Below are 12606 nucleotides of genomic sequence, written 5' to 3' on the forward strand. Positions count from 1 at the left end.
CTTTGTGAGGGGTCGGATTTGCGGTGGGTCGGACGGAGAGGGTCAGGCCTGGTAGGTGCGCGGGTCGATGCCGGGGTGCTCGGCCATCCACTGACGCAGGGCCGCGTTGCGGCGGTCGATCGTGATGCCCTTGTAGAGGCAGAAGATCCAGATGGCGATGAAGATCGCCGCGACGACCCACATCAGCACGACGAGCAGGCCCGTGAGGGCGAGCAGCACCTGCAGCACGCAGCCGAGCACGACGCCGGCGCGGTAGCGCAAGGTGGCCGCGGTCACGATCATGAGCGCGAAGAATGCCAGACCACCGCCGATGGCGACGGACCAGGGCAGGATCCCGGCACCGCCGACGTTCAGCACGACGAAGAACAGCACGCACGCCTCGAGCACCAGCATGATCGAGAGGAGGCTCTCGGTCAGCGAGCGGTCGCGACGAGCACGGGGAGTCCGGCCGCGCGGGCTGCCCTGCGGAGTGGACTGCGGCTCGCTGGTCACGGTGCTCACTTCTCTCGCTCTTCTGCCGTCAGGGCGATGACCTCGCCCACCAGCGTGATGGAGCCGGTCACGACCACGCCGCCCTTCTCCGACTCGTCGGCGAGATCACGGGCGATCGAGAGCGCCGAGACGACGTTGGTCTCGACCGTGACCCGGTCGGGCCCCACGATACCGACTGCGACCTGGGCGAGGTCGTCGGCATCGATGGCGCGATCGGAGTCGGTCTGCGTGATGACGAACTGCTCGACGACGGGCGCGAGCGCGCGGATGATCCCGGCGGCGTCCTTGTCGGCCAGCACGGCGAGCACGGCGACGACCCGGTCGAAGTCGAAGAACTCCTCCAGTGCCTGCGCCAGCGAGTGCGCCCCGTGCGGGTTGTGGGCCGCGTCGACGAGGATCGTCGGCGACGTGGCGAGGATCTGCAGGCGGCCCGGCGAGGTCGCATCGGCGAGGCCCGCGGCGAGGATCTCGGCATCGAGCGGCTGGCTGCCGCTGCCGAGGAACGACTCGACGGCGGCGATGGCGACGGCCGCGTTCTGCGCCTGGTGGCGTCCGAACAGCGGAAGCGGAACGTCGTCGTAGCGGCCGGCGATGCCCTGCACCGAGATGACCTGACCGCCGACCGCTACCGCCGATGACAGCACCTCGAATCCGGCACCCTCCGACGCGAACGTCGACTCGGTGAGCTCGGCGGCGCGCTGCAGCTCGGCGAGGGCCTCGGGCACCTGGGCCGCCGAGACGACGTTCGCCGCGGGCTTGATGATGCCCGACTTGGTCCGGGCGATCTCGAGCACGGTGGAGCCGAGCCGCTTGGTGTGGTCGAGCGCGATCGGCGTGAACACCGCGACCTGGCCGTCGGCGACGTTGGTGCTGTCCCACTCGCCCCCCATGCCGACCTCGAGCACGACGACGTCGACAGGCGCGTCGGCGAACGACGCGAACGCGAGCACGGTGAGCGCCTCGAAGAAGGTGAGGGGCTCTTCGGCCGCGGCCGTGAGCTCGGTGTCGACCATGAGGAGGTAGGGCTGGATGTCGGCCCAGTTAGCCGCGAGGGCGGCGTCGCTGATCGACTCCCCGTCGATGACGATGCGCTCGTTGACCCGCACGAGGTGAGGCGACGTCATGAGGCCGGTGCGGAGACCGTAGGCGCGGAGGATGCTCTCGATCATGCGGCTGGTCGAGGTCTTGCCGTTCGTCCCGGTGATGTGGATCACCGGGTAGCTGCGCTGCGGGTCGCCGAGCAGCTCGACGGCTCGGCGGGTGGCGTCGAGGCGCGGCTGCGGCGCGTTCTCGCCGACGCGGGCCAGGAGCTCCTCGTAGACGAGGCGCGCGGCCGCGGCGTCCTCGGACTCGTCGACGGGCACCTCGTCGGCGCGGTCGTCGTGGTCGCGCTCGTCGTCGTCGCCCATGTCGGCGAAGTCGCCGAAGTCGTCGCGCGTGCCGAAGACGTCGGGCAGCGAGCCCGGGTCGACGGTCTCGTCGTCGTCGTGGTCGAAACGGCCGGGGGTGTCACTCATGGCGGGAGATCTTCACAGTCACTGCAGAATCGGAGCCCACCGGGACGGCGTCGGAGGCCGTGCCGGAGGAGGAGATGTCGAGCAGGTCGACCTCGAGGCCGAGCGTCAGCGTCTCGCGCATGATCAGCTCGCGGTGGGCCTCGACGGCCGCCTCGGCCTGGGCGTCGACGCCGAGGGTGAGGCGGATGCGATCGCTCACGTCGAGGCCGGCGCTCTTACGGGCGGCCTGGACGGCGCGGATCACGTCGCGCGCGAGGCCCTCGGCCTCGAGCTCGGGGGTGGTCTGCGTGTCGAGCAGCACGAAGCCGCCGTCGCCGACGAAGGCGATCGCCCGCGTCGGGTCGCCGACGGTGAGCTCGAGCGAGAACTCGCCGGGGAGCAGCTCGATGCCTCCCACGACGACGTTCTCGCCGGCGGCGCTCCAGTCGCCCTTCTTGGCGGCCGGGATGACCTGCTGCACCTGCTTGCCGATGCGCGGGCCGGCGGCGCGCGCGTTGACGGTGAGCTTGCGGGTCACGCCATAGGCCCCGAGCGACTCCTCGCTCAGGCGGTCGAGCACGACGGCCTTGACGTTGAGCTCGTCGCGCAGGATCGCCGCGTACGGCTCGAGCGCGTCGGGGTCGTGCGTCACGACGGTGATCGCGCTCAGGGGAAGGCGCACGCGGAGGCCGGTCGCCTTGCGGAGGGCGAGGCCCGACGAGGCGATGGCGCGGACGCCGTCCATGGCGGCGGCGAGTGCGCGTTCCTGCGGGAAGAGCTCGGCGTCGGGCCAGTCGGTCAGGTGCACGCTCCGCCCGCCCGTGAGCCCCTGCCAGACCTCCTCGGTCACGAGCGGAGCCAGAGGCGCGGCGACCCGGGTGACCGTCTCGAGCACCGTGTACAGGGTGTCGAAGGCGTCTCGGTCGTCGCCCGACCAGAAGCGGTCGCGCGAGCGGCGGACGTACCAGTTGGTAAGCACGTCGGCGAAGTCGCGCAGCTTGGCCGTGGCGAGCGGGGAGTCGAGCGCCTCGAGGTCGGCGGCGACGTCGACGATCAGGTCGTGCGTCTTGGCGAGCAGGTAGCGGTCGAGCACGTCGGTCGAATCGGTGCGCCAGGTCGGCTCGTGGCCCTTGGAGTACAGCGTGAAGAAGTAGTACGTCGACCACAGGGGCAGCAGGAACTGCCGTACGCCCTCGCGGATCCCCTCTTCGGTGACGACGAGGTTGCCGCCGCGGATGACGCTCGACGACATCAGGAACCAGCGCATCGCGTCGGCTCCGTCGCGGTCGAACACCTCGTTGACGTTGGGGTAGTTGCGGAGGCTCTTCGACATCTTCTGACCGTCCGAGCCGAGCACGATGCCGTGGCTGATGACGTTCGAGAACGCCGGGCGGTCGAACAGGCCCGTCGAGAGCGCGTGCATGACGTAGAACCAGCCGCGGGTCTGGCCGATGTACTCGACGATGAAGTCGGCGGGGTTGTGGCTGTCGAACCACTCCTGGTTCTCGAACGGGTAGTGCACCTGCGCGAACGGCATCGAGCCGGAGTCGAACCAGACGTCGAAGACGTCGTCGATCCGGCGCATGGTCGAGCGCCCGGTCGGGTCGTCCGGGTTCGGGCGGGTGAGGTCGTCGATGAACGGCCGGTGCAGGTCGGGCTCGCCGTCGGCGTTCACCGGCAGGCGCCCGAAGTCGCGCTCGAGGTCGGCGAGCGAGCCGTAGACGTCGACGCGCGGGTACTCGGGGTCGTCACTGCGCCAGACCGGGATCGGCGAGCCCCAGTAGCGGTTGCGCGACACCGACCAGTCGCGGGCGTTCTCGACCCACTTGCCGAACTGGCCGTGCTTGACGTTCTCGGGAACCCAGGTGATCTGCTCGCCCAGGTCGACCATGCGGTCGCGGTAGTCGGTGACGCGCACGAACCACGACGAGACGGCCTTGTAGATCAGCGGATTGCGGCAGCGCCAGCAGTGCGGGTAGCTGTGCTCGTAGCTGGCCTGGCGCAGCAGGCGCCCCTCGGCCTTCAGCTGCTGCGTGAGCGGCTTGTTGGCGTCGAACACCTGCAGGCCTGCCACGTCGCCGAACATCGGCAGGAATCGGCCCCCGTCGTCGACCGAGATCAGCACGGGGATGCTCGCGGCCGCGCAGACCAGCTGGTCGTCCTCGCCGTAGGCGGGCGCCTGGTGCACGATGCCGGTTCCCTCGCCGGTGGCGACGTACTCGGCGACGAGGATCTGCCACGCGTTCTCGGTGCCCCACTTCTCGGTGTCGGCGTAGAAGTCCCACAGGCGGTCATAGCGCACGCCCTCGAGCTCCGCACCCGGCAGCGTCCGCGTCACAGCGGCCAGGGCGTCGTCCGCCGAGTCGTAGCCCAGGTCTCTCGCATACGCGGCGACCGTGTCGGTCGCGAGCAGGAACTGGCTGACCCCGTCTTCCGATCCGTCCGACGCGCCGTTCGGCCCCGACGGCAGCACGGCGTACTCGATGGCGGGGCCCACGGCAAGCGCCAGGTTGGTCGGCAGCGTCCACGGGGTCGTCGTCCAGGCGAGCGCCTTCACGCCGGTGAGCCCGAGGGCCTCCGCCTTCGCGCCGTCGAGCGGGAAGGTGACGGTGACCGTCTGGTCTTGGCGCATCTTGTAGACGTCGTCGTCCATGCGCAGCTCGTGGTTCGACAGCGGGGTCTCGTCGTGCCAGCAGTACGGCAGCACTCGGAAGCCCTCATAGGCGAGGCCCTTGTCGTAGAGCGTCTTGAAGGCCCAGAGCACGCTCTCCATGAAGGTGACGTCGAGGGTCTTGTAGTCGTTCTCGAAGTCGACCCAGCGCGCCTGGCGGGTGACGTACTCCTGCCACTCCCCCGTGTACTCGAGCACGCTCCTGCGGGCGGCGGCGTTGAACTCGGCGACGCCCATGTCGTCGATCTCGTGCTTCTCGGTGATGCCGAGCTGGCGCATCGCCTCGAGCTCGGCGGGGAGTCCGTGGGTGTCCCAGCCGAAGCGTCGATGGACCTGCTTGCCGCGCATGGTCTGGAATCGCGGGAAGACGTCTTTGGCGTAGCCGGTCAGTAGGTGGCCGTAGTGCGGCAGGCCGTTGGCGAAGGGCGGGCCGTCGTAGAAGACCCACTCGTCGGCGCCCTGGCGCTGGTCGATGGACGCCTGGAAGGTGTCGTCGCCCTTCCAGAACGCGAGGATGCCCTGCTCGATGGCGGGGAAGCTCGGCGATGCCGGGACGGTTCGCGCGGGGACGTTCTTACGGTCGGCCATGGTCAACTCCAGTGCAGATGCGTGGTTCTTGCTTCTCGCACGAGGACGCCCGCCGGAGACTGCCGGAGGTCGCGGTACCACCCCGCTTGCCCTCCCGCGGTGGCGAGGGCCCCTTCTTCTGCGGCTGTGACGGGCCTGCCCCGCTCGGGTCTAGTGGAGCACGCCTGGTGCGGCGTACGCGTTCTTCCGAGTGCTCCCCGGTGATGGCCGGATCGATGCTCGCCCGAGTCTACCTGAGACGAGGTGACCCTCGTGGAGGGCCGAGACTTCAGCTCTCGGAGGTCCGCAGCAACCACCTCGGCGCTACGCCGAGAGCGGAACGGGGGCGGCGGATGTCCCCCGAAGCACGGACATATCGGGCGTGATTGTCCCCGAAAAGTACGACAGACAGCCCGTATCAGTCCCCCAAAGCGGGGATTTGTTCACCTTTCACCGCATGTCTAAGGTTGAGCGATCAACGAGGCGCTCACCACGCTTCGCCTTCACTTGTCGCGCTGGATCAGGCGCGTGACCTCGCGGCGCGTTCGGGCGCGCCCAGCTAGGAGACACTTCCGTGAGCTTTGACAAGAATCAGCCCTTCGAGATGAAGCGGCGCACGAAGCGAAGCGCGCTTGCGCTCGGCCTGGCGATCCTCGTCGCGGCCCCGCTGGCGAGCGGCGTGCAGCTGGCGCTCCCCGCCCCGCGCGCCGAGGCGGCCACCGTCGAGAAGGAGTCTCCGGACTTCGCGTCCGAGGTCTACGGCGATGCCTGGGACTACAGCAACTCCGGCGACGTGAACACCAACGCCGGTCGCACCCGCGGCATGAGCGTGTCGGGCGGCAAGCTGCACGTCAAGGTGGTCGGCGGCGACTACTTCTCGCCCGTCAACACCGTGCCCGGCGCCCTCTCGTACGGCCGCGACGGCAACAAGAGCCCCGTCAGCACGAGCCGCTACAACCACATGTCGTTCGAGATGACCCAGCCCGACAACGGCGTGGGCGCCATCTACTGGTTCACCTGCACCTCGATGCTCGCCACCTGCGCGGGCGGGCAGACCTTCAAGCTCTACCCGGGCACGCACGTCTACGACTTCGACCTCACCGCCAAGTCGACCGTCGGAGCCAAGAAGGCCTGGAAGGGCTCGCGCGTCGTCGGCATGCGCGTCGTCCCCTCCGTGACCGGATCCAAGACCAAGGTCATCTCGACGGCGTTCAACTGGATGCGCATCTACGACGACGTGACCACGCACGGCGCCTACCCGCCCGGCACCTACGACTACTTCTCGGTCAAGCCTCGCCCCCAGCCGGTCGTCGACAGCCCCAACACCACGCAGGGCAAGGACATCACTTCGGCCGAGGGCCTGCAGCAGTGGGTCTTCACCGGCGGCCGCGTCGCCGGCGTCGGCGTGAAGAACGCCACGGTCAAGTCGTACAGCTCGAAAGGCATGACCGCGACGAACTCCGGCTCGAAACGGAACGATCCCGAGGTGCTCCTGGCGTCGCGCGCCTTCCCCGGCAGCAAGTACCGCTACCTGTCCATCGCCATGAAGTACGACGGCGGCTTCTCGCTCTCGTCGAACTCCGGCGGCGGCAAGATGGCCCGCTGGATCTGGGGCGTCAAGGGCACCTCCGTCTCGCAGGAGAGCAACGACATCGTCACCTACTCGGGCGCGAACGCCGGCACGATCAACGTCGACCTCGCCAAGGGCTCCGTGCTCGACGAGAACTCGAAGGCTCCGCGCCAGGGCTGGGCGGGCAAGACGATCACGTCGCTCCGCTTCGACCCCAACGAAGATCCGGGCGCCGCCACCTGGCACCTGCTCGCGCTGCACCTCCGTGCGGCTCCCGCGGCGAAGGCCAAGACGACGATCCAGTTCCACGATGCGGGCTGGGTCGCCGGAACCACCGCCACGATCAAGGTCGGCAAGAACGCCCCCGGCGGAACGGGCTACAAGACGGTCGCCTCCAAGATCTCGGTGTCGAAGGGCGTCAACTCGTTCGCCTGGAAGCTCGGCTCGCTCTCGGCTGGCGCGTACCACGTGCAGGTCACCCTCAACCACCCGGACGGCACCGCTGCGCTCGCCTACTCGAAGGCCGCGATCACGATGTCCAAGTAGGCACAGCGTCGAAGCAGGAGTCATCCTGCACTGTCTGCACCCGGCCGCTCGCGACCGGGTGCAGACTCGTCTGCATGACGACACCTGATGCCTCGCCCGACACGTCCAAGCCGGAGAGCAACACGACCGTCATCATCGCCTTCCTGGCGAACCTGCTGGTCGCGATCGCGAAGACCGTCGCGTCGTTGATCACCGGCTCCGCGTCGATGATCGCGGAGGCCGCGCACTCGTGGGCCGACACCGGCAACGAGATCTTCCTGTTCGTCGCCGACCGACGTGGCACGCGGGCCCGCGACGACGACCACCCCCTGGGCTACGGCAAAGAGACGTACGTCTGGTCGATGTTCGCGGCGTTCGGCCTCTTCACGGTCGGCGCGGTCGTCTCGATCTACCACGGCATCTCGGAGCTCGGGGCGACCGAGGCCGACGGCGACTTCCTGATCAACTACATCGTCCTCGGCGTCGCGGCCGTGCTCGAGGGCACGTCCTTCCTGCAGGCGCTGCGCCAGGCTCGCGGCGTCGCCGCGAAGCGCCGGATTCCGGTGCTGCGGCACGTGATCGGCTCGTCGAACGCCACGCTGCGCGCCGTGTTCTTCGAAGACGCCGCGGCCCTCATCGGCCTCGTGCTCGCGTTCCTCGGGATCCTGCTGCACCAGCTCACCGGCCTCGCCGTGTTCGACGCCATCGGGTCGATCCTCGTCGGCGTGCTGCTGGGTGTGGTCGCCGTCGTGCTGATCGACCGCAACCGCCGGTTCCTGATCGGCGAGAGCCCCTCCGACGAGGTCGAGTCGACCGTGCTGCGCCGCCTCCTCGAACGCGACGACATCAACCGGGTCACCTACCTGCACACCGAGTTCGTCGGGCCGGGTCGTCTCTACCTGGTGGCAGCCGTCGACATGGTGGGCAACGCCGACGAGGAGCACGTGGCCGTCGCCCTGCGCCGCGTCGAGCGCGCGCTCGAAGAGCACGACATCGTCGAGGAGGCCGTCCTCACCCTCTCCACGCCCGACGAGTCGAGCCTGGTGCCGACGCACGACGAGGCCAGGCCGGGGTCGCTCTCGTAGCGGGTCGCAGGCGCAGGAACTGCGCCCTCCGCCGCCGCACCCCGACCATCAGCGCGACCCCGAGAGCCACGAGGCCCGCGCCCGCGGCGAGCGCCGGAACGACCGGCGTCCCGGTGCCCGTCATCGCCAGCTCGGCGGGGTCGGCCTCCGCCCCGGCGACCTGTCCCGCCGGGGTCGCCCCTGCCGGGGTCGCCGCCGCGGCGCGACCGCCGCTGAGGTCGTACGCGACGAGCGGTCCGGCGACCGAGTACCTCGGCGTCTTCGACGCGGACGGCTCGGTGGCGAAGGCCGTCAGGAGGTAAGGGCCCGCCTTCAGCGTCACCCGGGTCGACCACTCGCCGTCGCGATTCACCGTGATCCGGCCGTGGTCGGTCGGAAGGCGTCTCGAGACCGTTCCGGCGCGCGTGGGGATCTCCCCCGCCTCGATCGACGCGAAGAACGCCGGGTAGATCGTCGCGAGGCGCGCGAACGCGGATTCGGGCCGGCCCTGCAGCAGCACGATGTGGTCCCCCGGTGTGCCGGTGCCCGACACGGTGGTCGAGACGTAGCCCGGCCGGCCGGCGACGGGGGCGCCGCGGAGCTGGATCCCGTCGTCGCGGACGAGGTCGTCCAGGCCGATGGGGCTCTCCGTCTGCACCCGCTTCACCCGCGCGGCAGCGCCGCTTGGATCGGCTGCGGGGTGCGACCGGCGCTTCGCCCGCACGGCGTCGGCGTGGGCCGTCAGCGTCGGCGCCGCGAGAAGGCGTGCCAGCGACCCGTCGGAGCCCGGGTCGCCGAACGTCACATCGTCGAAGGAGGACGGGCGCGTGATGTCGGGCGCCACGACCGTCCCGGCCGGGGGCACGACGGTGATCGTGTGCGCGTTCGACAGGTCGGACGCGTGCGTGACCGGCTCGTAGAAGTCGCCGGGCCAGTACTCGACCTGGGCGGCCGAGATGCTGACCGTCCCGTAGAGCACGGCGGCGTCGGCCCGCCAGGTGCCGTCGTCCCCGACGGTGATGTCGTTCAGCTGGCCGCCGAGGGGCTGGCTGTCGAGCTGGCCGTACTCGTCGTAGGAGGGCGCGGTTCCTGCGTCGGCGAACATCAGCAGAATGTCGTCGCCCGGGGTGCCGGTGCCCGAGACCTGGAGGATCGACGAGTAGGCCGAGTAGCCGAACGGCAGCGGCTTCACTGTGAAGCCCGATCCGTCGGCCGGCGCGCCGAGAGCGGGCGCGGCGCTCGGCTCGGCATCGAAGACGAACTCGAGGTACGTCGGCACGAGGTCGGTCGTGCCGACACTCGCGTTCACGACGGCGAGGGTGTCGTAGGGCCCGTCGGCGGGAAAGGTCACCGTCAGCGAGAAGGTCCTCGCTGTCGTGGTCATGCTCGCGTAGGGGGTGTCGCGCCGCGAGAACGCCTCCCCCACACTGACGACGGCGCCGACCGGGGCGCGGCCCTCGACGACGACTGTGCGCGTATCGGGGCTCTGCACGAGGCCGTCCTCGTCGGTCAGCGGGGAGGTGACCGTGAGCTCGGGGCGGCGAGTGGCGGGTGCGGCTGCGCTCGAGCGCGCCGTCCGCGCGGATGCGGAGGCGGGTGCCGTCGGCGCAGATGCGGCGGAGGGTGCCGTCGGGCCGCTCGATGCCGCGGCCGTCGGGCTTCGCGTCACGGCAGCCGCCGGATCGCCCGACTCGGCGAAGGCCGAGACGGCGCCGAGCGCGCTCGCGCCGAAGACCAGCAGGAGTACGGCGGGCAGCGCGACGGCGGCCCGGAAGCTCGGGTTCTTCACGGGTGTCGGGTGGCTCTCGGCGTGGGTCTCGGGAACAGCCCCTCGCTCCGGCCCACCGCGAGCGAGGAAGACCGCCCCGTGATCTGAGCGGTGCTGCGAACATAACACTTCCTCAACAGCGTCCGCTGTCCCGGCCGCGCGACCGTCTGCGTCGACTCAGCCGAGGCCGAGCGCCACGGCGTCGACGGCCGGGGCGACGTGCGACGCCAGCTCGCCGCGGCCGATGCCCGCGCGTGCCCAGGCCACCGTCGCCGCACCCGCCGCCGCGAGCAGCGTCGCAGCCACGAGACGGGGTTGGGGGTCGTCCGGCCGCAGGCCGAGCCGCTCGGCGACGAACGTGCCGATGACGGCCTGGTGGGCGACGAACCGCGCGGCCCCGGATGCCACGAGGTCGTCACCCAGCCGCATCGTCTCGCCCTGCGTGAGCGCCCAGGGCACGCGGGAGTCGTCGTGCGCGCGGGCCACGGCGGTGAGCGCCTCGGCGACCTCGCGCGCAGGAACTCCCCGCGGTACGGCACGCAGGCACCCCGGCAGCGCTTCGAGGCTCCGGTCGAGGTCGACCCAGAGCAGGTCGGCCTTCCCCCCGAAGTAGTTGAAGAACGTCGCCCGGCTGACGCCGGCCCGCTGAGCGATCTGGTCGACCGTCGTCTTCGCATACCCGTTCTCGAGGAACAGCTCGGAGGCGGCGTCGGCCAGGATGTCGGCCGACGAGCGACGAGGCCGCCCGGCTCTACTAGACTCGGTCACGCTGTTTATTGTACTCAGTCTAGAAACCACGTTCGGAGCCCTTGTGCGCACCCCGCTTCCCGCAGTCGTCGGCACAGCAGCCGCGGCCGCCCTCGTCCTCGCCGGCTGCACGGCCACCGGCGGCGACGCCACCGGCACCGCCACGCCCGTCAGCGGCGGCACCCTCACCTACGCGACCGGCGACGCTGAGCCGACCTGCCTCGACCCGCACGTCGGCGGCAACTACCCGCAGGCGCTCGTCTCGACGCAGTACCTCGAGGAGCTCGTCTCGAAGAACTCCGACGGCGACGTCATCCCCTGGCTCGCGACGGCCTGGAAGCAGTCCGACGATGGCCTGAGCTGGACCTTCACTCTCAAGAAGGGCGTCTCCTTCACCGACGGCACCGCCTTCGACGCTGCCGCGGTGGTCGCCAACGTCGAGCACGTGAAAGACCCGAAGACGCTGTCGTCGACCGGCTACCTCGCCCTCGCCAAGGTCGACAAGGCCACGGCCGTCGACGCGCAGACCGTCCGCTTCGACCTGTCGAGCCCCGACAGCTCCCTGCTCGACTCGCTGTCTCAGCCCTGGCTCGCCATCGAATCGCCCACCGCCCTCAAGCGGAGCCAGGCGGTCAACTGCGAGTCGCCCGTCGGCACCGGGCCGTTCGAGGTGCAGAAGTGGGTCAAGCAGGAGTCGATCACCCTCGTCCGCAACTCCGACTACACGTCGCCGCCGAAGGACGCCGCGCACACCGGCGCGGCGTACCTCTCGAAGATCGTCTGGCGCTTCCTGCCCGACTCGGCCTCGCGCTACGCGGCCCTCCAGTCGGGCGAGGTCGACGTCATCGACAACGCGCAGCCCGACTCCCTCGTCGCGGCCGCCAAGAGCAGCCAGCTCAGGGCCATCGATGCCCCGCGCCCCGGCGCGAGCGACCGCCTCGAGCTGAACTCGAGCCAGGCGCCGTTCGACGACGAGAACGTCCGCCGCGCCTTCATCACCGGGGTCGCCGTGAACCCCGGCATCAAGTCGCTCTTCTTCGGCACCGCGAAGCGCTCCTACTCGCTGCTGTCGAGCGTCGAGAAAGACTCCTACTCCGACCCTTCGCTGTTCGCCATCGACACGGCGAACGCGAAGAAGCTGCTCGGCCAGGCCGGCTGGACCGGTCGCGACAGCGACGGCTACCGCACGAAGGACGGCAAGCGCCTGACCGTCCGCTTCCCTGTCTCGACCAACCAGTCGATCCCCGCCGAGCGCTCGCTGTTCGAGCAGATCCAGCAGGAGGCCAAGGGCCTCGGCTTCGACGTCGAGATCCAGCAGCTCGACCTGTCGAGCTGGTACGGCGCTCTGGCCGCTCACAAGTACGAGATCGTCAGCGCCCCGTACACGAAGGTCGGCCCCGGAGTGCTCGACATCCTCTACAACTCGTCGAGCATCACCCCGGCGCCGAGCGGCTACTTCGCGAACAACGCGCAGGTCGACTCGAAGCAGGTCGACTCGCTGCTCGCCGAGGCCAGCGCCGAGCCGTCCGAGACGAAGCGCCACGACCTGTACGACCAGGTGCAGAAGATCGTTCTCGAGGGCTACTACGTGCTCCCGCTCTACGACCAGCAGAACCACTACCTGTACCGGACGGCCGTGCACGGCCTGCGCGCGATGCCGACGGTCTCGACGCCCAGCCTCTACGACGCCTGGCTGCAGAAGTAGC

General features: G+C 69.9%; 8 protein-coding genes. 3 read left to right on the top strand and 5 right to left on the bottom strand.

Going from position 1 to position 12606, the window contains the following annotated elements; all coding sequences use genetic code 11:
• Nucleotides 1-42: 42 nt before the first annotated feature.
• From EDF46_RS09485 to ileS, 3 genes are read right to left on the bottom strand one after another with little or no spacing between them, the layout of a single operon-like run.
• Nucleotides 43-501 carry a DUF4233 domain-containing protein gene (locus EDF46_RS09485; RefSeq protein WP_123506058.1) on the bottom strand — a complete coding sequence of 153 codons (459 nt, stop codon included), beginning with the start codon at nucleotides 499-501 and terminating at the stop codon, nucleotides 43-45.
• Entirely contained in the window at nucleotides 498-2009 is a 1512-nt protein-coding gene (locus EDF46_RS09490) for a folylpolyglutamate synthase/dihydrofolate synthase family protein (RefSeq protein ID WP_123506059.1), read from the bottom strand. The genes EDF46_RS09485 and EDF46_RS09490 overlap by 4 nt, the downstream gene beginning before the upstream one ends.
• On the bottom strand, nucleotides 2002-5247 hold the full coding sequence (gene ileS / locus EDF46_RS09495; RefSeq protein WP_123506060.1) for an isoleucine--tRNA ligase: 3246 nt from the start codon (nucleotides 5245-5247) through the stop codon (nucleotides 2002-2004). Before ileS ends, EDF46_RS09490 begins: the two co-directional genes overlap by 8 nt.
• Nucleotides 5248-5800: 553 nt before the next feature.
• Here ileS and EDF46_RS09500 point away from each other — a divergent pair.
• Both EDF46_RS09500 and EDF46_RS09505 read left to right on the top strand, forming a co-directional pair.
• Entirely contained in the window at nucleotides 5801-7342 is a 1542-nt protein-coding gene (locus EDF46_RS09500) for a hypothetical protein (RefSeq protein WP_148061186.1), read from the top strand.
• A 74-nt stretch (nucleotides 7343-7416) separates the two neighbouring features.
• Nucleotides 7417-8406, top strand: coding sequence for a cation diffusion facilitator family transporter (locus tag EDF46_RS09505; protein ID WP_123506062.1), 990 nt, complete (start codon nucleotides 7417-7419; stop codon nucleotides 8404-8406).
• On the opposite strand, the gene EDF46_RS09510 is transcribed toward EDF46_RS09505, so the two are convergent.
• Nucleotides 8333-10174, bottom strand: coding sequence for a hypothetical protein (locus tag EDF46_RS09510; RefSeq protein WP_123506063.1), 1842 nt, complete (start codon nucleotides 10172-10174; stop codon nucleotides 8333-8335). The two genes, EDF46_RS09505 and EDF46_RS09510, sit on opposite strands and share 74 nt — an antisense overlap.
• Nucleotides 10175-10330: 156 nt before the next feature.
• Entirely contained in the window at nucleotides 10331-10921 is a 591-nt protein-coding gene (locus tag EDF46_RS18005) for a TetR/AcrR family transcriptional regulator (protein ID WP_158614198.1), read from the bottom strand.
• 43 nt (nucleotides 10922-10964) lie between these two features.
• Between EDF46_RS18005 and EDF46_RS09520 the strand changes: the two genes are divergently transcribed.
• The gene (locus EDF46_RS09520) at nucleotides 10965-12605 is read left to right on the top strand and encodes an ABC transporter substrate-binding protein (RefSeq protein WP_233579970.1); all 1641 of its coding nucleotides are present in this window, start codon (nucleotides 10965-10967) and stop codon (nucleotides 12603-12605) included.
• Nucleotide 12606: the final 1 nt, after the last annotated feature.

The organism is Frondihabitans sp. PhB188, assembly GCF_003752365.1.
Classification (GTDB): Bacteria; Actinomycetota; Actinomycetes; order Actinomycetales; family Microbacteriaceae; genus Frondihabitans.